Source organism: Shewanella aestuarii, assembly GCF_014647215.1.
GTDB lineage: Bacteria > Pseudomonadota > Gammaproteobacteria > Enterobacterales > Shewanellaceae > Shewanella > Shewanella aestuarii.
On the sequence record NZ_BMOT01000002.1, the window covers coordinates 219845 to 244053 of the forward strand.

Here is a 24209-nt window from a genome sequence, read left to right on the forward strand (position 1 = left end):
TAACCTGATGTGCGGTGTGTCGGTAGTTTTTTCGCATGCTCCGTCTACTTCTTAAACTAATCATTAAAGTTGAATCATGACCGAATTATCCAAATACAGAAACATTGGTATCTTCGCTCACGTTGACGCGGGTAAAACCACGACCACCGAGCGTATTCTTAAGCTAACCGGTAAGATCCATAAGATCGGCGAAGTACATGATGGTGAATCTACTACTGACTTCATGGAACAGGAAGCTGAGCGCGGTATTACCATTCAGTCAGCAGCAGTAAGCTGTTTCTGGAATGACCACCGTTTCAACGTTATCGATACTCCAGGCCACGTTGACTTCACAGTTGAAGTATATCGTTCGCTTAAAGTACTTGACGGTGGTATCGGCGTATTCTGTGGTTCTGGTGGTGTTGAACCTCAATCAGAAACCAACTGGCGTTATGCTAACGATTCAGAAGTTTCGCGTATCATCTTCGTAAACAAGTTAGACCGTATGGGTGCTGATTTCTTACGTGTTGTTAAGCAAACTAAAGACGTTTTAGCGGCTAACCCACTAGTTATGGTTCTACCTATCGGTATCGAAGACCAGTTCACTGGTGTTGTTGACCTATTAACTCGTAAAGCACACATTTGGGATGATTCTGGTTTACCAGAAAACTTCGTCGTTCAAGATGTGCCAGCTGACATGGTAGACTTAGTTGAAGAATACCGTGAAATGCTAATCGAATCTGCAGTAGAAATGGACGACGATTTAATGGAAGCTTACATGGAAGGTAATGAACCTTCTATCGAAGACATTAAGCGTTGTATCCGTGCGGGTACTCGTACTATGCATTTCTTCCCAACATACTGTGGTTCTGCATTCAAAAACAAAGGTATGCAGTTATTATTAGATGCAGTTGTTGATTACCTACCAGATCCAGTTGAAGTTGATCCACAACCGTTAACTGATGAAGAAGGTAACGAAACAGGTGAATTCGCAATCGTTGATGCAGATGCGCCATTAAAAGCGTTAGCGTTCAAGATTATGGATGACCGTTTTGGTGCATTAACATTCGTACGTATCTACTCAGGCCGTATCAAGAAGGGTGACACCATCCTTAACTCTGCTACTGGTAAAACTGAGCGTGTTGGCCGTATGGTTGAGATGCAAGCTAACGAACGTAACGAATTAGAATCAGCTCAAGCTGGTGACATTATCGCTATCGTTGGTATGAAAAACGTACAAACAGGTCACACTCTATGTGATCCTAAGCACCCATGTACGCTTGAAGCAATGGTATTCCCAGAGCCAGTTATCTCTATCGCTGTAGCGCCAAAAGATAAAGGCGGTTCAGAGAAAATGGGTATCGCTATCGGTAAAATGATTGCAGAAGATCCATCTTTCCGCGTAGAAACTGACGAAGATTCAGGTGAAACCATCCTTAAAGGTATGGGCGAGCTTCACTTAGACATTAAAGTAGACATCCTTAAGCGTACTTATGGTGTTGAACTAATCGTTGGTGAGCCTCAAGTTGCTTACCGTGAAACTATCACAGCAGAAGTTGAAGATAGCTACACGCATAAGAAACAGTCTGGTGGTTCTGGTCAGTTTGGTAAGATTGACTATAAGATCCGTCCTGGTGAAGCAAACACTGGCTTCGTGTTCAAATCATCAGTTGTTGGTGGTAACGTACCTAAAGAATTCTGGCCTGCGGTTCAGAAAGGTTTTGGTAGCATGATGAACACAGGTACTATCGCTGGCTTCCCAGTGTTAGACGTTGAATTTGAATTAACTGATGGTGCATTCCACGCAGTTGACTCATCAGCAATCGCGTTCGAAATCGCTGCTAAAGGCGCTTTCCGTCAATCTATCGCTAAAGCTAAGCCACAACTTCTTGAGCCTATCATGAAAGTTGACGTGTTCAGCCCAGACGACAACGTTGGTGACGTAATTGGTGACTTAAACCGTCGTCGCGGTATGATCAAAGATCAAAACGCTGGCGTTACTGGTGTTCGTATCAAGGCTGACGTACCGTTATCAGAAATGTTCGGTTACATCGGTTCACTACGTACAATGACTTCTGGTCGTGGTCAGTTCTCTATGGAATTTGCTCACTACTCACCTTGTCCAAACAGCGTTTCTGAGAAAGTTGTTGCTCAAGTTAAAGAACGTAAAGCTGCTGAAGCTAAGAAGTAATTCTTAACTTAACAGTTTAAAAAACCGCTGCTTGCAGCGGTTTTTTTATGCCTGAAATTTAACTCATTTAAGTAAGCTGAATTGGTGTTATATTCTTTATTGATATCGAGAATGCTTGGGTAATAGCAAAACGAAATGGCAGTTGTACAATAATAAGATAGCGAATGCGTCTATATTCTAACTGGGGATTATTCATTTATGTGCGCGGTTTGGTAGCGCTAATTTCGGCTATTAAATCTATACAAAACAACTTTTTGATTCAATCACTTTTGATACACCAAGAAACGGTTAATAGACTAGTTATTCCTGTCAAAATTGGACTTGTTACTAGTAGGCAATTCAAGTTTGATTATTAATCGCGCCAAGGTTTTTATGCAGGGTTGAGGTTAGGTGTTTTTGAGCTAAATCCGATTTACGTTGAACCATTGAACATATAAAAATGCCACTTCATTTGAAGTGGCATTTTTGTTATTACAAAAACTTATTTAGAATGAGTATTATCGACAATAGTGTCTTTATTTGCAGCTTGGGCAACATGACATTGAACACAGAAGTAGTATTCATTGTTAAATTTACCATCTGACTCAAGATGAGATTTATCCACCGCAGTGGCTTTCATCTTGGCTGCTTTTTCGGTGCTATGGCAGGTTAAACACCCATTTTTTTTGGTTGTAATTGAATAGCTGTCCTTATGCGGGATTAGTGGCGGTTGGTGAATAAAGGTACGTTCAATCGCTTTGCCTTTTGTTGGATAAGTTGGCATAGCGTCCGCTGCTAATGCGGTTGTTACTTCAGCTTGGCGTAATGAATTCACCTCTACTGACGTCGTTTCAGCTTGTCCGCCAAAGGTGGTTAATCCCAAGACTAATGTTGCCACACTCAATAATGTTTTCATGTTTTGCTCCGTAACATCCTAGATGAATGTTTCAAATTCGGGTGGTGAGCGGTTAATTAAGTGAACCTAATTACCTTAACTCACCACATCTTTAATGGTGCGAGTGACTTATGCTTTGATGACCTTAACAGGACATTTTTTGAAGTCAGTTTCTTTCGATAGCGGGTCAGTTGCATCTAACAAGAGTTTGTTTACAAGCTGTCTGGCATCAAAGAAAGGCATGAACACCACACCTCTAGGTGGCTTGTTACGGCCTTTGGTTTCAACGCGTGTTTTGATTTCACCGCGAGGTGAGGCGACAATGACTTCATCGCCACGATTGACACCCCGTGCTTTAGCATCTTCTGGATGCATAAAGATTTGTGCATCAGGATAAGCTTTATGCAGTTCAGGTACGCGGGCCGTCATCGACGCCGTGTGCCAGTGTTCAAGTACACGCCCCGTTGACATCCATAAATCATATTCGGTGTTAGGCTCTTCTGCAGCCGGCTCGTAAGGTAGTGCGAAAATAACCGCTTTACCGTCTGGTTTGCCGTAGAAGTTAAACCCTTCACCCGCCTTAACATAAGGATCGCTGCCTTCAACAAAACGGCGCAATGTTTCTTTTCCGTTTACAACCGGCCAACGTTTACCACGGTTTTCATGGTAGGAGTCAAAAGTATCCAAATCGTGCGCGTGGCCACGACCAAACTGCGCATATTCTTCAAATAGCCCTTTCTGTAGGTAGAAACCAAAGTCTTTACTCTCGTCGTTATAGGCCCCTTTACATTCAGATGCAGGGAACTTATTCACGACACCATTGGCAAACAGAATGTCGTATAACGTCTTATCAGCATACTCAGGCTTTTTCGCGATAAGTTCAGCAGGCCATACTTCTGACACTTTAAAGCGCTTTGAGAACTCAACTAACTGCCATAGATCTGATTTAGCACCTTCGGGGGTAGGTACCTGCTGATGCCACATATGGGTGCGGCGTTCAGCGTTACCGTAAGCACCTTCTTTTTCTACCCACATTGCTGTTGGGAGAATGAGGTCAGCGGCGGTAGCTGTGACAGTTGGGTAAGGATCTGATACCACGATAAAGTTTTCCGGATTACGGAATCCGGGATAAATTTCATCATTGATATTTGGGCCAGCCTGCATGTTGTTGGTACACATGGTCCAATAACAGTTTAGCTTGCCGTCTTTAAGCATACGACTTTGAAGAACAGCATGGAAACCTGGTTTTGGCGGGATCGCGCCGGCTGGTAATTGCCAAAGTTTTTCGGTAATTTCACGGTGCTTATCGTTATTTACCACCATGTCAGCTGGCAGACGATGGGCAAACGTTCCCACTTCACGTGCAGTACCACATGCCGAAGGCTGGCCTGTTAATGAGAACGGACTGTTACCTGGTGTGGCAATTTTTCCTGTTAACAAATGGATGTTGTAAAGCATGTTATTGGCCCACACACCGCGAACGTGTTGGTTAATACCCATGGTCCATAAGCTCATCACTTTGATGTTTGGATCAGCATAAGCTTTTGCCATTGTTTCGAGATTTTCAACCGGTACACCACTCATTTTTGAAGCATACTCAACGGTATAGGTGCTGACGAATTTAGCATATTCCTCAAAACTAATAGGGGTTGCACCACCATCATCTGGATTTTTAGCTTTCTTTTGTAGCGGGTGATCAGGACGTAAACCATAACCAATGTCTGTCACACCAAGGGCAAATTTGGTGTGCTTGGTAACGAAGTCTTTGTTTACGGCATTATTTTGAATGATGTAGTTAGCAATATAGTTTAATAATACTAAGTCTGTTTGTGGCTTGAAAATCATTGGGTTATCAGCTAAATCGAAGCTGCGGTTTTCAAACGTCGATAACACATGAACGCGGGCATCTTTGTGGCTTAAACGACGGTCAGTTAGACGAGCCCATAAAATAGGGTGCATTTCGGCCATATTTGCGCCCCAAAGCACGAAATGATCAGCCGCTTCTAAGTCATCATAACAACCCATTGGCTCATCAATACCAAAGGTACGCATAAAACCGCCCACCGCAGATGCCATACAGTGACGCGCATTTGGATCGAGATTGTTAGTTAAGAAACCCGCTTTGTGCAGTTTAGCTGCAGCGTAACCTTCCCAAATTGTCCATTGACCAGAACCAAACATACCCACAGATGTCGGGCCTTTCTTAGCAATACTGGCTTTCCATTTGTCGGCCATAGTATCAAGTGCTACATCCCAGCTGACTGGAGTGAACTCACCTTCTTTATGATACTTGCCATCTTTCATGCGCAATAATGGTGAAGTTAGGCGATCTTTACCATACATGATTTTTGATAAGAAGTAGCCTTTAACACAGTTAAGGCCTTTGTTGACAGGGCTTTCAGGGTCACCTTGGGTAGCAACAACTTTACCGCCTTTGGTACCCACTAAAACACTACAGCCGACGCCGCAAAAACGACAGGGGGCTTTGTCCCATTTTACGTCAGAGCTACCTTCGGCAGCGTTCACGACACTAATAGGGATTGCTAAGCCAACAGCAGAGGCTGCGGCTGCAGCTGCGTTAGCCTTTAGAAACTCGCGACGGCTTATGCTCATGGTGTTCCTCACTCTTTTATTGATTTAAACTCACAAATACACATGACATTCATGTTTGTTATGTTATTGAGTGTAAACCTGATAAATTGTAAGGGTATACCTCAGAATGGGTATACTGATTAATAGTTGCTCGACGTCACATTTTTTTGCGTGAGCAAGATCTCATTTTATTACTAATGAAAATGCTGGTTTAGATAACGCTTTTATAGAATTTAGGCTAAATGGTTAACCTACTCATAAAGGAGTGTTTGAGGTCATGGTTAATAGCCAGTTAGCTCCATATATCCCTCACCTGTATGTGAACCATTTATCTTTATTGGCCCCTCCCAGTATGTGGTTGAGAGTGGCATTTCGCTATTGGGGTTTAAGGCCTGAGTAGTAATATGGATGTTTTCACTGTGAATGTCGATTTTCCAGGCTGTTGGGTAACGGGTGTTATTTTGGCTATGCCATAACGTTGGCTGCATATCAATATCACTGGGATTGATGGCACTGTTGATGTTGCGACCCGTGCCATCTGCAAGCATCAGTCTAGCACTGTAAAAATTGTCGCTTGGCTGTTGCCCCCTTAATCTGAATATCATTAATGTTTGCTGTTGATTTAAACGAATAGAAAACCAATCCCACCCTTGTTGGCTTTGGGTTAATAACTGTGAACTCCATTCTCTATCTAGCCAGGCATCGCCTGAGACCGAAACCGTTTTACCTTCGCGGGTGATGGTGCCGGTGACTTCAATATAGGGCTGGCTATAGTAATGTGAGGCTACCTGAGCATCAGCACTTTTTACACTGAATCCTTGATCGCCCTGTAATTGAAATTGTGCATTGCTGTTTAGTTCAAGTTGATATGCAAACTCAGGCTCTACAACACTCAAAGTAGCTGGAAATGGTTGTTGAGTTTTACTTTGCCAGCGCCAATTTTCTAAGTAAATTGAAAAGGGATCCGCACAGACATGGGCAAATTCAGGATGACTACGGGAAAACTTTTCCGCGCTATAATGTTTCGTTTTTGTTGTGAGCGCTGCGTGCGCCATAAACATCTGATTCGTCGCCCATATTGATTTGGGGCTGATTGCCAAGTTATCTGGTGGACTTAAGGCGCTGCGAAATTGCGTCCATTGAATGCCAATTGACTCACCCTCCGACGTGATTAAATTAGCCGTGATATACCACCATTCAATACGGTATCCTTCGTGGGGTAAATGATCCTTAGGAAACTCAATACGATTGTCTTTACTCACTTGATGATATTGCAATAACGTATCATCTACGGCTAATAGCTTACCCATTGAAATATCATTGTCTTGCTGGTTTATTTGTCCATTTTTTTGCGGTTGAGGTTGGCAACCGCTCGTGCATAGACTTACCCCACACAGTGCCAAACCACAAAATATTATCGAGCGTAGGCGATTCATTATAATGATTCCTGTTGTAGGCTACTGATCAGTGGCTTACGTGTTTGCCAATATAAAGGTAAAGCCACGGCAACCAAGCAACTTATCATGGCGATTGCGACAATTCGTCCATATGCAGGCCAGTCCCATAGCATGGCAATGGTCCAGCCAAAGGCCTGTAAGGTAACTTTGTTAATCAGCAGATAACCTAAGATTGCTCCCATGGGCAGTGCAAGCAAGCAGGTAAATAATACAATCAACATCATCTGGGAGGTCACCATGACCCTGAGCTGTGTTCTACTCACTCCTAACGCATATAACCTTGCTAATGGTGCTAGCCTTGCCTGAGTCAGCATAATACAAGCACTAAACAGACCGATGGTTGCGACCAGTAAGGTTAAGCTATTCAGTACGACAGTAATTGAAAAGGTTTTGGTGAACATTTTAATGGCTTCATCTTTAATGCCTTTCTGGCTATACATGTGAGCCGATGATAACCCTTGCTGGGTTATCAATTGTTGCTGTAGTTCTTCACTATCTCCCTGGTAATTAACCGCTAGGCTTATAGGGTGTAAAGGTAAAGCATATTGCTGCCAAACACTTGGGGAAATAATCACTTCGCCTATGGGATTACCGTAATCAAAATAAATCCCACTGATGATAAATTCCTGTGTTTTTTCCGTCTGATTAGTTGTAGATGTTGGCGAAAGCGTGTCATGCAGTTTGTCTATTTTAATCTGGTCACCGACATTGAGTTGATATTTGATTGATAAAGGCTCGCTGATCAACACAGTTTGCTCCTGCTGAAATTGTTGCCAAAATAATCCAGACCTTGTGGTGGGAGACTTAAATGCTGTGGTGTGTTTGATAGAGTAAATATCTCTGCTGACTAAGTTAATCGGTACCGATGAGTGAGCCTTAATTTCAAGCTTGGCTTTGGTCGTCCATTGTTGATATATCGCGGTGATCTTAGGATCGGCTTGGAGCCAGGCATTAATTTCAGGGATAACATCGGGGTTGGGTTTGATATATAAATCAGCATGAAGCCTTGTATCTAACCATTGCTTTAGGGTGACTTCAAAACTGCCCACTAAGGTGTTCATGGAGATGTTGGCACATAATGCGAGTAATATTGCCATCATGGCTAAAGAAAGCGGGGCGATAATCTCCTTTGTTTCAGCCACCACATAATGCCAAATTCCTTTTGGCATTAAAGGCAATAATAGTTTTACGCCAACATTGATTGTCATAGGTAAAAGTAACGGAATAGCAACCGTTACTAATCCTAGTAAAAGCAAACTGAGTTTATATTGTGTGGTAATGCTAAACAGTACGGCTGTTATTCCTAATATGATGCAGGCCGCAAACGCTTGTCGTTTGAAGCGATTCTCTAGCGGGATTAGCTGTGCTTGGCGTTGGCCACCTTGGGCGAGCGGAACCCTTGATAGCTGAATGAGTAATGGCCAACATGCGGCTAATGAGGCAAATAAAGTTAGCCCAAGTCCTTGAGCAAACCACTGCCACTGCCACAAACCAGGTAAGAGTTTAGCGCCATATATTTGCGCTAAGGTGATAGCAACCATGGGTTGTAACCATTGTGACAGTTGTAGTCCCATCATAAAGCCGACAAGGCTACCAATAACAACCAGCAAGACGATTTCAAGCACAAGTGCAGTAAGTAAATTATGGCGCCCTATCCCCATTTGAAGCAGTTGAATAAACAGTTTTTGCCTCTTCATCAAGCTGTAGCGCACCCCGTTATAGGCAATAAATAATCCTACTACAAAGGCGAGCATACTCATCGCATCTAAATTCAGATGAAAACTATTGGTCAGTGCGCTGAGGGACTCACCATCATCTTGACGATCTATGATGATTTGGCGGCTATCAAGTCCGGCATCTTCGAGCGCATTAATGACAATGTTTTTTTGGGAGTCAATATCGAGAGTTTGGGTTTGTTGCTGAAAAAATACCGCAATATAACTTAATTGATCAGGCATTTGTAATAACTGCTGAGCAAACGAGATATCCGCCAACATGTTATTACCTAAGCCAAGGTTTTCCTCTACTGCAATAAGCTCAAGGGGAATATCATTTAGCACTAATGGCCCTTTGGCCAATGCATTAACTTTATCAACCACGCTAGCTGACATCATCACCGCAGCGTGGCCATTTAACAATCGCTCCAGTGGTATCGATTTGAATGGGGCATAGGATGACGACGTGGCTGTTTGGGTATTGGACGTGGGCTTAATTGACACCGCAGCTATAATATCGCTGCCCGTGACTTTCCATGAGCGTCCTTGCGGATCGCTGGCGATCCCTTCAATGACTGCTAAAGCTGGAATACCTGCACGGCGTAGGGCGAAATAAGCACTTTCATCAAGACTGGTTTGATCTTTATTACTGAGGTAGAAACTTGCACGCTGGCTTAGTAACTCGGTTGCAGCGCCATAGCTTTGTTTGGCATTTTCATTCGTCGCTTTAACGCCTATTAACAGAGTGACGGCAAGAATAATACCCAATAAAATGGCGCTGGCTTGAATAGGTGCCTTAAAATAATGACGACTAAATACGCTTAAGCAGCGGCTGATAAGTGGCAATGAAAGTGTCATAGAAACTTACGCCAATGCTTGAGCATGGGTTTCAACAATATGCCCTTGTTGCAGGTGCCAGCGAGTTTGCATAAACTCGGCACATTGATCGCTGTGGGTGACCATTAAAATGCAACTATTGGCTTGCTTGGCTAAATCCGTTAGCAGAGCCATAACCTGCATCCCGGCTTGCTCATCTAAATTACCTGTTGGTTCATCGGCTAATAACAATTTCGGCTTGTGGGCGAGGGCACGCGCGATAGCTACGCGTTGCTGCTGACCACCTGATAAGGTCTCCACTGGGCGTGATAACAACTCAACTATGCCTAGTTGCGCACACAATTCATCGCACCATGGGCTCCATGTTTGTTGATTTAATGACAATGAAAAGCTGATGTTATCTTTGACATTCAAAGGTGTGAGCAAATTAAATTGTTGAAATACGACTCCGAGTGACTGACGTCTAAATCGGCTCCAATGCTGATCTTGCCAAGGCGAAGTGTCATCTAATTGTGTTGAAACGTGGTTATTTGTCGCAGAGCTGAGCAATAACTGACCTGAGTCTAAGTGTTCAAAACCAGCAATAATATTTAATAAAGTACTTTTACCGCTGCCACTGGGTCCTGTTAAGGCGACAGTTTGCCCTTGATGTAGGCTTAGACTGACATCATCAAGTACTTGATGGAAAGTACTGCCATCTTTGAAGCCTTTTTTGATATTTTTCAGTGCAACAATAATGCTCATACTTATCCTTGTTAATGTACGCCTTTTATGGGTATTTTTTCCTCTAAGGGTACGTCCTTTCTAGGGGGAAAGATCATTTAGACTAAACCTGATTCAAACCAACCTTGATAATGGCCTTTAGGTATCGCAAGCGCAGCTTTGGCTTTATCGGGGTAGTTACTAAATACTCCATCTACTCCTATGGCCTGCAAAGCACGAATGTCATCGGGGTTATCTACCGTATACACGTACACTTTAGCCCCACGCTGGTGGGCGTCGTCAATGAGCGCCTGGCTGATAAACCCAAGGTCAATATGCAATGAATATGCTTGTAAATCGCTGACAGACTTTGCTAAATCAAGGGGGATGCCCCCCAGTAATGGCGCTATATAGGCTTGAGGCTTAGCCTGCTTGAGTTTGGCAAGATAGGGATGGTTAAAAGAGCTGAAAAGTAGCTGTGCAGGGGTAAAGTTCAGCTGGCTAATAACATCATCATACATGGCTAACATAGGTTCAACGGTGTTATCACCTTTGAGTTCTATGTTTACGATACATTGACCTTTTATTAAGCTTAATACTTGCCATAATGTCGGTATTGGCTGCCCGTTTACATTTAAATTAGCCAGTTCAGATAATGAAGATTGGCGAATAAGCCCTTTGCCATTGGATTTTCCTTCTAAACGGCGATCATGAAATACCACAAGTTCGTTTTCAACATTGTGCACATCAAGTTCAATCGCTTCGGCACCTAAATCTAGCGCTAATTGCATCGAAATTAATGTATTTTCGGGTTGATAACCGCTGGCGCCTCGATGGGCAAAGATAAGCATTATTGCTCCTAGCTTACAGGCAATGACATAAAAACCTAATTTGCCCTAATTTCAACAATATGGCTAGAGCTGTTGAACTTTCGATATAATTTTTTGCGCAATTCGTTGCCATTTTCGGCAACACCAAGCCTGTTAGGTGTGGTTATTATATGTGAGTGAATTTTAATTAATAACGATTGGCAGTCACTCGGTGATTCAGTTCATTTGAGGTAGGTTTCACAACTTAAGTGCAGCATAGCTAAATAACAGTAAAATTTAAGCTTTATGTTTTCTATGACTTTGTTGGGTTTCAAATAAAGCCGTGGCAACGATAATTGCACCGCCGAATAAGGTTCTAGTGCTTAGGTGTTCATCAAGAATAATTAATGCAAACATGGCACCATAAAAAGGCTGTAAGCATGACACTAACCCCACAGTTTTAGCACTCAAATAGCGTAATGCATTAGTGAATAATGCATGTGGCGCAGCGGTAAAGACTACCCCTAATAAAATAATTAACCCGACAGTATGCTGATTTAAGTCTGCGAGAGTTACATCTTGCCAAGGACTTAGGAACACCACAGCGACTAAGGTTTGGTAAAACATCGCATGTGGGCCGCTGTAACCAGTGAAGTAGCGTTTATGCAATAAATTACGTGCAGTGAATAACATTGCTGAGATAACGCCAACGATAATCCCTAAAGTGATATCATTGTCGAGGTTAGGCTCGGGGATCAGTAGTATGACGCCAACAAGTACCGCTACACCAGATAGAACATCAACCAACTTTAACTGGGTACGATTTATGATGGGCTCGATTAATACTGTCATTACAGGATAGGTAAAAAAGGCGATCATTCCTATTGCTACCGAGGATAATTGCATTGCGGCAAAGTAAGTAACCCAGTGGCAGCTAACTAATACACCAAGCAAAATGGCAATGAAGTAATCCTTTTTATGTCTTAGCAATAAGGTTTGTTTACTGGCTTTGACTAATATTGCCAGCACCAAAGCCGCAACCGCACAGCGCAAAAAAGTAATATTAAGCGCACTTAGCGGAATAAGTTTAGAGAATAGCGCCGTACCACCAAAAAGTAATACGGCTAGATGGACTTCAATAAGACCTGAGCGGGGATTAACGGTTGTCACATTAACACTGGTTATTTAAGGTTAATGTTTGCAAAGGCTTGACCCATACGCGTGGTTTCGCCGGGTTCAACACCATCAGCAAAAGTGTCGATAGCATCTTGAGCAAACAGCATAACAACGGTACTACCTAACTTGAAACGCCCCATTTCAGCCCCTTTTTCTAAGGTCAATGCTTCTGGTCCTGTGGTTGGGTAATCCCAGCTAAACACTTGCTTACCACCAGGTGGTGTGACAGTGCCTGCCCAAACTGTCTCTATGCTGGCAACGATAGTTGCGCCAACTAATACCATGGCCAATGGACCTACTTCAGTTTCAAAAATAGCCACAACACGTTCATTGCGAGCAAATAAACCAGGTACATTTTGTGCCGTTAGTGGGTTAACTGAAAACAAATCGCCAGGTACATAGGTCATTTTAGACAGGGTGCCTTTTATTGGCATATGGATTCGATGGTAATCTTTAGGCGCAAGATAAATAGTGGCAAAGTCGCCACCATCAAAACGCTCAGCGTCTGCTTTATCGCCACCTAATAAGGCTTGTGAAGTGTAACTGTGTCCTTTAGCCTGAAAGATATTGCCTGCTTCAATAGGACCACATTGACTGACAGCACCATCAACTGGGTGTGCCATTATGTTTGTTTGTTGGTTTATTGGACGTAAACCTTGCTTTAACTCACGGGTGAAAAAAGCATTAAACGTATGGTAATCCTCAGGTTCACTTTTAGCGGCTTCAGACATATCAATTTTGTATTGTTTGATAAACCATTTTATAAATGCGGTGGTTAATGCACCGGCTTCAGCTGCTGCAAACTTGCCAACTAAGCGTGATAAAAAATGTTTTGGCATAATGTATTGCAACGCAATTTTTAATGAGTCCAATTGAATTCCCTTACTCTTTTTTTATGTCGTTTTACGAAAATATAGGTTGTTGGATTATTCTATTACAGCTATCAAGCAATGAGTAACATGATTCATTTAGATATCGTCGATGGCTCGAAAATGCCGAGCATGGCGTTGTTCGTCAAGACTGGCAATAATACGGCTGTAATTATAAAACCTATCCTGGGCTATTTTGCCTTCTTTTAAAGCCTCTTGCAGTGCGCATCCAGGGTCATCCCCATGTTTACAGTCTCTAAATTTGCAGGTGCCTAAAAAGTCTCTAAATTCGATAAAACACCAACCAACTCTTTGTGCATCTAAATGCCACAGGGCAAATTCACGCACCCCCGGAGAGTCAATTAAATCTCCGCCGCTGGCAAAATGTAACAATTTAGCTGTGGTAGTCGTATGTTGGCCTAAACCTGAATTATCAGAAACGTCACCAATTAATAAGTCTGCTTCAGGCATTAATGCATTGATCAATGATGATTTACCTACACCAGATTGGCCTGCAAATACGCTGACTTTATCTTTCAGTAATGCTTTAATATCGTCAATACCTTCACCCGTATGACTACTGAGTTGATAAACTTGATAGCCAATATCACGATAGCGATTTAGCGCTTGCTCAATTTCAGGCCGGGTTTCATCGGTTAATAAATCGATTTTGTTTAACACTATGACAGGTGCGATGTCGGTATCTTCGCAGGCAACTAAATATCTGTCGATAATCTGGGTGGTGAAGCTAGGTAAAACTGACGACACAATTAGAATTTGGTCAATATTGGCGGCAATAATTTTTACGCCATCATAGAGATCAGGACGTGTAAGGGACGATTTTCGAGGGTGAACCGCCTCTACAATTCCACCAATATTTGAGCCTGATTGCACTTCAGTAGCTAAACGGACGATTACATTGTCACCGGTAACCAAACTGGTGACGGCACGGCGAATATTACAACGGGTAATAGTGCCATCTTGGGTTTCAATATCCGCATGTTGTCCAAAACGAGATATCACCACACCGGCTTGTTCAGGTGTGAGTAAATGATCTTGAAGGTCAGCATTATCGCTGGCGGAATCGGTGCGTTTTAATCGTTTTGACTGATTAGCACGCATGCGCCTTAATTGGCCTTGGCTTAGGGGTTTCTTTTTACTCACAGGCAGATCTTCATTAATAAAGGTATTTTTTTGTGTATTAAAAGGATTATGATACACCCAATGAAATAAAAAAGCCTGAATTTAGGGCGATAGATAGAATAAGGCGAACAAATGGCTGCTGATGCGAAAAATTTGATATGGGTTGATCTTGAAATGACAGGCCTTGAACCTGAAGTTGATAGAATTATTGAAATTGCTACTTTAGTGACAGATCAAGATTTAAATATCATAGCTCAAGGACCTGTTTTAGCGATTCATCAAACCGATGCCGTCATTGCGGGTATGGATGATTGGAATCAAAAGCACCATGGTGAGTCTGGATTGATCGATCGCGTAAAGGCCAGTCAATATTCTGAGCAAGATGCGATAGAGCAAACCATTGCATTTTTATCTCAATATGTGCCGAAGGGAGCTTCTCCAATGTGTGGTAATAGCATTGGCCAAGATCGTCGTTTTTTAAATAAATATATGCTTGAACTAGAAGATTATTTCCATTATCGCAATGTTGATGTGAGCACGATTAAAGAATTAGTGCGCCGTTGGAGCCCTGCAACTATGGATGGCTTTACAAAAAAGAATACTCATCAGGCATTAGAAGATATCAAAGAATCGATAGCAGAGTTGCAATATTATCGTAGTCAGGTATTTAAAATTTAAGCAAACGATTCAGTTTTTGCAAAAAGAGTGCAAAAAGGGGTTGCAGCATAGTAAATATTACCTATAATGCGGCCTCAACTTTCTACAGAGCGCCAAACTCTGATTAATAGAAAGAATGAAATTTGAAAGTTTGCGACATTAGCTCAGTTGGTAGAGCGATACCTTGCCAAGGTATAGGTCATCGGTTCGAACCCGATATGTCGCTCCAAATTTCAATGCTAAGATTTGCGACATTAGCTCAGTTGGCAGGTAGAAAGACGATACCTTTTGATTGTGACTGATTAAGCCAAGATATGCGACATTAGCTCAGTTGGTAGAGCGATACCTTGCCAAGGTATAGGTCATCGGTTCGAACCCGATATGTCGCTCCAAATCTCAGTGCCAAGATATGCGACATTAGCTCAGTTGGTAGAGCGATACCTTGCCAAGGTATAGGTCATCGGTTCGAACCCGATATGTCGCTCCAAATCTCTATCCAAATCCAAATCCAAATTGATAATAAATTAGCTCAGTTGAGTTAATTGAAAGAGTTGATACCCTCTTTTTTGCCAAGGTATAGGTCATAGATTCGAACCGCTCTTTATAAAATAAGGTCGCTCCAAATCTCTATTCAAATCCAAATCCAAATTAAAATTGAGAATAAATTAACTCAGTTGAGTTAATTGAAAGAGTTGATACCCTCTTTTTTGCCAAGGTATAGGTCATCGGTTCGAACCGCTCTTTATAAGTTAAGGTCGCTCCAAATCTCTATTCAAATCCAAATCCAAATCCAAATTCAAATTGATAATAAATTAGCTCAGTTGAGTTAATTGAAAGAGTTGATACCCTCTTTTTTGCCAAGGTATAGGTCATAGATTCGAACCGCTCTTGATTCGATAAGATCGCTGCAATCTTATAAATACCCCTATTGTTTCCTCAACAATCAATCCAATCATCTCTTAAAAACGCACCTTGTTAGAGAAATCTATTCAAAAATTAAAATAAGCTTAGATGTGTTACAAAGGTTCGATATTGGTGTTCAATAACATCCCATATTGATTATTTTATCAATGGAATACAGTGCAAATATGCACTATCTATTTAAAAAAATAGCCTGCTATTGTGACAAAATATTGCTTATATTTTAAGTAGATACTAATCTTTGATTAATTGCAGGTAAAAAGGCCGTTTTAATGAATGACGAGTTAACCCACTTACCAAGATCATCTTGTTCTAATTGTGCTAATTCAGCGCCTCTCGAATTTGATTTTACTATGGCTTTTCAGCCTATTGTGAATTGTCGGACCCAAAGTATCTTTGGTTATGAAGCCTTAGTTCGTGGTGTTAACAATGAATCTGCTTTTGAGGTCCTGTCTCAAGTCAATACCGAAAATCGATATGCTTTTGATCAACTTTGCCGAGTTAAAGCTATTGCTCTTGCCTCAGAACTGGGTATAACGTCGATGCTGAGTATTAATTTTTTACCCAATGCGATTTACAACCCTGAGCGCTGTATTCGTACCACATTAGAGGCTGCTAAAAAGTATCAATTTCCAACTGAAAATATCATGTTTGAATTTACTGAAGTTGAGAAAATTGAAGATAGCCAACATCTGAAAAGTATTGTGGATTATTATCAGTTACTGGGATTTAAAACGGCAACTGACGATTTTGGCTCTGGTTATTCGGGATTAAATTTATTGGCAGATTTTCAGACAGATATTATTAAATTTGATATGGGATTGATCAGAAACATAGACAAGGACAAAGTGCGGCAGTCAATGTTAAAACATTGTCTAGCTATGTTTGCCGAGCTTAACATCACGCCTTTAGCTGAGGGGATTGAAAGCAAAGAAGAGTATATCTTTCTTAAAAACGCCGGCGTCGAATTAATGCAAGGTTATTTTTTTGCTAAACCTGGGTTCGAATGTTTGCCTACAGTCAGTTTTCAATAAGTCAGTCATAGTTAATTGATCTTAACTTAGCATTGCTAAACGATATTGATGTTTATAGGGCAATTTGCCTTGTTCAGTTGGTTTGTGCGCGGCGATTATTCGATTTCAGTTTATTGACATGTGCAAAACCTGAATAAATACAGATAAGTGATCTACAACCCATTTCTTAATCTACTTCTAATATATCTAGCTACCATCATTAAAAAATATGACCTTGCTCAAATAATAGTTAACTGAAATTTCTAATAATGATGTTAACAAAGTTACCTGAGACCATCAGGCTGTAAAGTGAGGTAGTAAAATATGCGCATTCAGCAGTTAAGTGAATTACTTGAGTATGTTGCCAATTGCCGTTTAGGCATGAGTAAGTTGTATAAACGATTACATCGAAATGCTGACTCGTCTCGCGTTAAGCTAATGTTGGAATACTTTCAACAGCATGAGCAGCATATTTACGATACCTTAGAAAGCTATATTGAAGATGCTCCTGCAAAAATCCTTGATACTTGGTATCAGGACGTAGTGTTTGAGGATTTTCTCAAACGCTGTGATGAAACATCTTTACCCGCGAATATGGACGAAGAGCAATTGTTAGAATTGCACCTTGATCTAGAGAACCGTTTGATAGCTCTACTTGAGAAAACCGCCGAGCTGACCTCATCAAATGATGCAAAAAGTGCTTTATTAGATGTTATTCGTGTGGCGCAAACTCAACAAAAAAGATTAGTGCACAGTGTATTGCGAATGGATGATATTTAAAAATTAAGCTTTAAGTCATATAACAGCCGCTTTGATTTATGCCAGCAATTAGATTGCTGGCATTTTTATTTGTTGAAAAAGCCTATGGCAGCTGTAGGAGTTAAATATAGAACTCTGGTATATTGTACGTTTGGATCTCTTTTATGATTTTATTGGCCGTTTGATATGACTTCTATTGTTAAAAATCTTGAAAATGAACAAGCTACAGTGGCGATGGGGCAATTTGTTGCTCAAGGTCTAACTCCTCCATTGACGATTTTTTTAACCGGTGATTTAGGGGCAGGTAAAACCACCTTAAGCAGAGGTATTATTCAATCCTTAGGTCATAAAGGTGCGGTTAAAAGTCCAACTTACACCTTAGTTGAACCCTATGAATTTGAGGGTTTTGATGTATATCATTTTGATTTATATCGTGTAGCTGATCCTGAAGAGTTAGAGTTTATGGGGATTCGTGATTACTTTAACTCCAGCAGTATTTGTTTAGTTGAATGGCCAGAACACGGGCAGGGAATGCTACCTGAAGCAGACATTCATTTACATTTACGTTATAAAGACAATCAACGAGAAATTGAAATCAACGCTTTGTCTGCTTCTGGGCAGGCTATTTTGACAAAATTAAAATAATAATGACTGTAAATAAAATATTTTTCTATTGCGCCTTTTTAGTCGCAACCAGCTTTTCATTTGCTGCACAGAGCGCGAATGATCTTGATAGTGTGCGTATTTGGGCTGCACCTGAATCCACTCGTGTGGTTTTTGATTTATCTCAAGCACCTGAATATGACTCTTTTACATTAACAGGGCCAGACCGATTAGTTGTAGACATAAAAAATGCCAGTAACAAAGTGAAGCTGGATAAATTAAGCAACAATAGCAAACTCATTAAACGTATTCGTGTCAGTAGCCCTCCAGTGAAAGGGACACTTAGATTGGTACTTGATCTGACTAAGCCGATTAAATCTAATCTTTTCACCTTATCTCCAACGGCACCATATGGTAATCGCTTAGTGGTCGATTTAGATGATTCATTTAGTGAAGAAGCCAGAGCAAAAGCGACTATTCATTCCTCAGGAACCAATCGAGATATCATCATTGCTATTGATGCTGGTCATGGTGGAGAAGATCCTGGTTCTATCGGTCCATCAGGGATGTATGAAAAGCGGGTAGTATTGGATATTTCAAAACGCTTAGCGGATAAAATTAATGCAACTCCGGGCATGCAAGCTGTGATGACCCGAACAGGAGACTACTTTGTTGACTTAAATCGCCGCTCTGAATTAGCGCGCCGAAGTAAGGCGGATTTATTATTGTCTATTCACGCGGATGCATTTACCTCACCTCAACCAAGAGGCGCTTCTGTGTGGGTACTTTCTATGCGCCGAGCAGACAGTGAATTAGGTCGACTATTAGAACAAACCGAAAAACATTCTGAATTACTAGGTGGTGTGGGCGATATTATTCAAAACTCCGATGTTGAAAAATATTTAGTCCAAACCCTCATTGATATGCAGAAAAATAACTCAATGGTTATGAGTAATGATATTGCCAAAGATATTTTACGCGACTTAGATTCAGTCACCCATTTGCATAAAAAAGCACCGGAAGCTGCGAGTTTAGCGGTATTAAAAGCGGCGGATATTCCATCAATTTTAATTGAAACTGGATTTATTTCTAACCCAGGTGAAGAGAAATTATTAACCAATCGCAACCATCAGCAAAAATTGGCGAATGCCATCCATAAAGGGGTTGTGCGTTATTTTGAAACTAATCCACCTTCGGGCACTTTAGTTGCACAAAGCGCTAACACTAAACATAAAGTCAAATCAGGTGAATCGTTATCACTAATTGCCAGACGTTATGGTGTGAGTGTTGATGGCATCAAAAAAGCGAATAATTTAAAGTCTGATGTGGTTAGAATTGGCCAGCAACTGATTATTCCAAGGGCGTAATCATGGCTATTCAACTGTTACCTCCTCAACTTGCAAACCAGATAGCCGCTGGTGAAGTGGTTGAACGTCCGGCATCTGTAGTTAAAGAGTTGGTTGAAAACAGTTTAGATGCTGGGGCGACACGGGTTGATATTGAAATTGATAAAGGCGGCAGCAAACTTATTCGTATCCGCGATAATGGTGCTGGCATTCCTAAAGACGAACTTGCTTTAGCACTCTCTCGTCATGCCACATCAAAAGTACACAGTTTAGATGATCTAGAAGCCATCATGAGTTTTGGTTTTAGGGGCGAGGCGCTAGCGAGTATCAGTTCTGTTGCGAGGTTAACCTTAACCTCTAAAACTGTAGAGCAAACTGAAGCATGGCAAGCCTTTGCTGAAGGCTCACAAATGGATGTTAAAATTACCCCAGCGGCTCACCCTCAGGGTTCTACTATTGATGTTGTCGATTTATTCTTTAATACCCCTGCCAGAAGACGTTTTTTAAAAAGTGATAAAACTGAGTTTACTCATATTGATGAATGGTTAAAGCGGATTGCTATTGCGCGTTGCGATATTCACTTTACCTTGACCCACAATGGCAAATTAGTGCGTCAATATCGACCTGCGAATACCGATATTCAACATCAACAACGCTTAGGTCAAATCTGTGGCCGCCAGTTTGCTGAAAATGCACTGACCGTTTCCTGTGAACACGATGGCTTGTCTCTTCGAGGGTACTTACAGTCGCCGTTTGACAATGTGATCAGTGAAAGTAGCTATTTTTATGTCAATGGACGTTTAGTGCGTGACCGACTGGTTAATCATGCCGTGCGACAAGCTTTTGCTGAACATGGAGTAGAACATCAACCAGGTTACGTGCTGATGCTTGATTTAGATCCTCATCAAGTTGATGTAAATGTTCACCCAGCAAAACATGAAGTACGTTTTCATCAATCACGTTATGTGCATGACTTTATTTTACAAGCCTTGCAGTCTGCATTGTCGCAAATGGTTGAATTAGTCTCTCAACAATCTAGGGCAAATGTTTCGAATGAAAATAAATCTTCTCAACAATCGGATTATTCTCATTCGCAGTCAAAAACCGACGACTTTGCCTTAGCCGACTCCGCACAGGGACTTTCTCGGCAGGAATATGCATCATCTAATGATTCTCGTCGCCCTAATAGCGTTAGCCAATTTGGCAGTATGCATGTTCCAGGTCAGGCAAGTCATTCATTTGGTGGATACTCTTCTGATATAAAACCTCGCTATGATTCAAGCGTTGATAAGCATGAACAATTAAATCGGGCTTTCACCCAATCGCCAAACACATCAGTTACTCAAGCCGCCATTAACAGCTATGGGCAACTGTTACAAAACCCTGAACATGCCAAAAGTGCACCTGACGATACACATCAAACACATGTGCTTACTCAGGATATTGCCAACTTGGCCGAGATGCCAAATGTGCTCGATGGGCAATTTTGGGTTTTAGTTGATGAAAATGAATTAAAATTAATGCCGATACTTGCCGTGCAGCAAGCGGTTTTACGCCATGAGATTTTGCATAAATTAGCCACGGGATTAATTGGCCAACCTCTACTTATGCCTGTATCTGTAAAGGCTGATCCAGATTGGCAATTAACCCTAGATCAAAATGAACCATTTTGGCGTCAATTGGGTATTGAATTAACAATTCGTTACGGGCAGTTGATTATTAAAAAAGTGCCCCCATATTTGAGAGATAGCCAATTAGCGGCAGTTATTCCAGAACTATTACAATGGATGAATGCGACCAAACCCAATAATGAAGCTTTAGCATTATGGATTGCGCAACAATCGACCAAACAGTTTATGACTGCACAAACTATTTGGCAAAAGTTTTGTCTACTGCAAGATGAAGCTAAGCAAATAATTTTAGCGAATGCCCAGGTACTTCCTTGGCAAGCATGGATTAAAGAAAACGCGTGAATACAATCGAACAGCCAAAAATAATTTTTTTAATGGGGCCTACAGCCTCAGGTAAAACTTCGTTGGCGATTCAAATGGCTCAGCAGCATAACTGTGAGTTAATTTCGGTTGATTCGGCGCTGATTTATCGTGACATGGATGTAGGCACTGCCAAGCCTACAGCAGAAGAACTTGCATTAGCCCCTCATCGTTTGATCGATATACTCGATCCGAGTGAAAGTTATTCTGCAGCTGATTTTCGTCGTGATGCGTTAGCTGAAATTGAGAAAATTATTGCTCGTGGTAAAACTCCTTTATTAGTAGGTGGTACCATGATGTACTTCAAAGCATTACTTGAGGGTTTGTCACCTTTACCAAGTGCAGATGAAGCCATTAGAGCGCAAATTTTTGCTGAGGCAGAGTGCCTAGGCTGGGAAGTGTTACACCGCCAGTTGTGCGAAATTGACCCTGTTGCCGGTGAGCGAATTCATCCAAATGACCCTCAAAGATTGTCGCGGGCACTGGAAGTGTTTCGCATAACGGGTAAAACAATGACCGAGTTAACTCAAACTAAGTCAGCAGCCTTGCCCTATGATGTAGTACAATTTGCAATAGCGCCGACAGATAGAAAAGTATTACATGATTTGATTGCAAAACGATTTGTGATGATGCTTGAACAAGGTTTTACACAGGAAGTTGCTCGTTTAAAAGCGCGCGGCGATCTACATTTAGATATGCCATCTATGCGTTGTGTGGGTTATCGGCAGTGTTGGCAGTATCTAGATAATGAATATGATCATGCGACTATGGTCGAAAAAGCTACCGCAGCTACTAGGCAATTGGCCAAACGTCAATTAACATGGTTGAGAAGTTGGCCTGATTTACAGTGGCTTGAAAGCGGCGATGAAAAGAATTTAGTTACACTTATGCGACAATGCCGCTAGCTAATTAGCTGTTACTGTATAATACTCAAACTAAACAATAAAACTTGAATTACGTATTTTAAAAAGAAAAAGGAAATTACAAAATGGCTAAGGGGCAATCTTTACAAGACCCATTTTTAAACGCTCTACGTCGTGAGCGTGTACCCGTTTCAATTTATTTAGTAAACGGTATCAAACTGCAAGGACAGGTTGAGTCTTTTGATCAATTCGTGATCCTACTAAAAAACACAGTGAGTCAAATGGTTTACAAACATGCCATTTCGACAGTCGTTCCAGCGCGTCCATTCAATGTATCAAATCATCAAGGCCCTAATGCTTCTGATGAAGATGACGCGGAATAATAACTAAAAAGGATATGCTTCTTGTTTGATCGTTATGAAGCTGGAGAAACAGCAGTACTTGTTCATATCGAGTTTTCTGACGAAGAACGTCGTGAAGATTTATTGGAATTACAGCTATTAGTTGAGTCTGCAGGTGCACGCTCGGTAGGGGTAATAACAGGTAGTCGTCGTTCGCCTGACCGTAAGTTTTTTATCGGTACGGGCAAGGCAGAAGAGTTGGCTGCTATGGTTGCAGCAACAGAAGCCAATGTCGTTATTTTTAATCATGCGCTGAGCCCCGCCCAAGAGCGTAATCTTGAGGCTGTGTGTCAATGTAGAGTATTAGATAGAACAACATTAATCCTAGATATATTTGCTCAACGAGCCCGTACTCACGAAGGCAAGTTACAAGTGGAGCTAGCGCAATTGCGCCACATGTCAACGCGTCTAATTCGTGGATGGACTCACCTTGAGCGACAAAAAGGTGGTATCGGTATGCGTGGGCCCGGGGAAACTCAGCTCGAAACCGATAGACGTTTACTGCGTGGCCGGATTAAGAATATTAATAAACGCCTCGATAAAGTAGATAAACAACGTGAGCAAAGCCGCCGAGCTCGTAAACGCAGTGACATGGCCACAGTAGCGTTAGTGGGGTATACCAATGCCGGGAAATCGACATTGTTTAACTCCTTAACACTGTCTGAGGTATATGCCGCTGATCAATTGTTCGCCACTCTTGATCCAACACTGCGTAAGCTAGAATTACCCGATGGTGCAGTGATATTAGCTGACACCGTTGGTTTTATTCGTCATTTACCCCATGACCTAGTTGCGGCGTTTAAAGCCACACTACAGGAAACACGCCAAGCGGATTTACTATTACATATAGTTGATTGTGCTGATGACAACATGACTGAAAATTTCGAGCAGGTACAAAGCGTACTTGAAGAAATCGAAGCGGATGAAATCACTCAATTAGTCGTGTGTAATAAGATCGATTTACTTGAAGACTTTGCCCCTCGAATTGACTATGACGATGAAGGCAAACCTGAGCGTGTGTGGGTATCTGCACAAAAACGCATTGGATTTGATCTGCTATTACAGGCTGTTACTGAGTTAATTGGTGCGGTTATCTATGAGCGGACATTGAAAATACCAGCCTCTGCTGGACATTATCTTGGCCAGTTTTATCGACTGGATGCAATACAGCAGAAAGAGTATGACGATCTGGGGAACTGTATTTTGTCTGTTCGTCTTTCGGAAGCCGATTGGCGCCGATTAATGAAACAGAGTCAGGGGGAATTGGAAACTCTTGTTTTTGAACCATCAGAAGCAGAAGTATCTTGTTAA

General features: G+C 41.6%; 19 protein-coding genes and 3 tRNA genes. 13 read left to right on the top strand and 9 right to left on the bottom strand.

Going from position 1 to position 24209, the window contains the following annotated elements:
• The first annotated feature begins 76 nt into the window (after positions 1–76).
• Entirely contained in the window at positions 77–2170 is a 2094-nt protein-coding gene (fusA, locus tag IEY03_RS04825) for an elongation factor G (RefSeq protein WP_188840223.1), read from the top strand.
• Between the two features lie 481 nt (positions 2171–2651).
• On the opposite strand, the gene IEY03_RS04830 is transcribed toward fusA, so the two are convergent.
• The 9 genes from IEY03_RS04830 to rsgA form a co-directional block, all read right to left on the bottom strand.
• The gene (locus tag IEY03_RS04830) at positions 2652–3065 is read right to left on the bottom strand and encodes a nitrate reductase cytochrome c-type subunit (protein ID WP_188840224.1); all 414 of its coding nucleotides are present in this window, start codon (positions 3063–3065) and stop codon (positions 2652–2654) included.
• A gap of 108 nt (positions 3066–3173) precedes the next feature.
• Positions 3174–5657 (bottom strand): nitrate reductase catalytic subunit NapA, encoded by a 2484-nt coding sequence (gene napA / locus IEY03_RS04835; RefSeq protein WP_188840225.1) that lies wholly within the window; start codon positions 5655–5657, stop codon positions 3174–3176.
• A 260-nt stretch (positions 5658–5917) separates the two neighbouring features.
• On the bottom strand, positions 5918–7072 hold the full coding sequence (locus IEY03_RS04840) for a lipocalin-like domain-containing protein (protein ID WP_229778194.1): 1155 nt from the start codon (positions 7070–7072) through the stop codon (positions 5918–5920).
• The gene (locus tag IEY03_RS04845; RefSeq protein WP_188840226.1) at positions 7072–9666 is read right to left on the bottom strand and encodes an ABC transporter permease; all 2595 of its coding nucleotides are present in this window, start codon (positions 9664–9666) and stop codon (positions 7072–7074) included. The genes IEY03_RS04840 and IEY03_RS04845 overlap by 1 nt, the downstream gene beginning before the upstream one ends.
• 6 nt (positions 9667–9672) lie before the next feature.
• Positions 9673–10389, bottom strand: coding sequence for an ABC transporter ATP-binding protein (locus IEY03_RS04850; RefSeq protein WP_188840227.1), 717 nt, complete (start codon positions 10387–10389; stop codon positions 9673–9675).
• Positions 10390–10466: 77 nt separating this feature from the next.
• Positions 10467–11198, bottom strand: coding sequence for a glycerophosphodiester phosphodiesterase (locus tag IEY03_RS04855; RefSeq protein WP_188840228.1), 732 nt, complete (start codon positions 11196–11198; stop codon positions 10467–10469).
• 255 nt (positions 11199–11453) lie between these two features.
• On the bottom strand, positions 11454–12326 hold the full coding sequence (locus IEY03_RS04860; RefSeq protein WP_188840229.1) for a DMT family transporter: 873 nt from the start codon (positions 12324–12326) through the stop codon (positions 11454–11456).
• Positions 12327–12337: 11 nt separating this feature from the next.
• On the bottom strand, positions 12338–13204 hold the full coding sequence (gene asd / locus IEY03_RS04865) for an archaetidylserine decarboxylase (protein ID WP_188840230.1): 867 nt from the start codon (positions 13202–13204) through the stop codon (positions 12338–12340).
• A 96-nt stretch (positions 13205–13300) separates the two neighbouring features.
• Entirely contained in the window at positions 13301–14365 is a 1065-nt protein-coding gene (rsgA, locus tag IEY03_RS04870; protein WP_188840231.1) for a small ribosomal subunit biogenesis GTPase RsgA, read from the bottom strand.
• A gap of 111 nt (positions 14366–14476) precedes the next feature.
• Between rsgA and orn the strand changes: the two genes are divergently transcribed.
• The 12 genes from orn to hflX all read left to right on the top strand — a co-directional run bounded on the left by orn (position 14477) and on the right by hflX (position 24209).
• The gene (gene orn / locus IEY03_RS04875) at positions 14477–15022 is read left to right on the top strand and encodes an oligoribonuclease (protein ID WP_188840232.1); all 546 of its coding nucleotides are present in this window, start codon (positions 14477–14479) and stop codon (positions 15020–15022) included.
• Positions 15023–15154: 132 nt separating this feature from the next.
• Positions 15155–15230, top strand: a tRNA-Gly gene (locus IEY03_RS04880).
• An 87-nt stretch (positions 15231–15317) separates the two neighbouring features.
• Positions 15318–15393: transfer RNA gene (locus IEY03_RS04885), tRNA-Gly, on the top strand.
• 19 nt (positions 15394–15412) lie between these two features.
• Positions 15413–15488: transfer RNA gene (locus tag IEY03_RS04890), tRNA-Gly, on the top strand.
• A gap of 706 nt (positions 15489–16194) precedes the next feature.
• Positions 16195–16956, top strand: a complete 762-nt coding sequence (locus IEY03_RS04895; protein ID WP_188840233.1) for an EAL domain-containing protein — start codon at positions 16195–16197, stop codon at positions 16954–16956.
• A gap of 303 nt (positions 16957–17259) precedes the next feature.
• Positions 17260–17715 (top strand): hypothetical protein, encoded by a 456-nt coding sequence (locus IEY03_RS04900; protein ID WP_188840234.1) that lies wholly within the window; start codon positions 17260–17262, stop codon positions 17713–17715.
• 165 nt (positions 17716–17880) lie between these two features.
• Positions 17881–18339 carry a tRNA (adenosine(37)-N6)-threonylcarbamoyltransferase complex ATPase subunit type 1 TsaE gene (gene tsaE, locus IEY03_RS04905; RefSeq protein WP_188840235.1) on the top strand — a complete coding sequence of 153 codons (459 nt, stop codon included), beginning with the start codon at positions 17881–17883 and terminating at the stop codon, positions 18337–18339.
• 2 nt (positions 18340–18341) lie between these two features.
• Complete coding sequence (locus tag IEY03_RS04910) at positions 18342–19664, top strand: N-acetylmuramoyl-L-alanine amidase (protein ID WP_188840236.1); 1323 nt, start codon at positions 18342–18344, stop codon at positions 19662–19664.
• A gap of 2 nt (positions 19665–19666) precedes the next feature.
• Positions 19667–21616, top strand: a complete 1950-nt coding sequence (gene mutL / locus IEY03_RS04915; RefSeq protein ID WP_188840237.1) for a DNA mismatch repair endonuclease MutL — start codon at positions 19667–19669, stop codon at positions 21614–21616.
• Positions 21613–22539 carry a tRNA (adenosine(37)-N6)-dimethylallyltransferase MiaA gene (gene miaA / locus IEY03_RS04920; RefSeq protein ID WP_188840238.1) on the top strand — a complete coding sequence of 309 codons (927 nt, stop codon included), beginning with the start codon at positions 21613–21615 and terminating at the stop codon, positions 22537–22539. Before mutL ends, miaA begins: the two co-directional genes overlap by 4 nt.
• A gap of 83 nt (positions 22540–22622) precedes the next feature.
• Complete coding sequence (hfq, locus tag IEY03_RS04925; RefSeq protein ID WP_188840239.1) at positions 22623–22880, top strand: RNA chaperone Hfq; 258 nt, start codon at positions 22623–22625, stop codon at positions 22878–22880.
• A gap of 21 nt (positions 22881–22901) precedes the next feature.
• Positions 22902–24209: a ribosome rescue GTPase HflX gene (gene hflX / locus IEY03_RS04930; protein WP_188840240.1), complete on the top strand. Its 1308-nt coding sequence runs from the start codon at positions 22902–22904 to the stop codon at positions 24207–24209.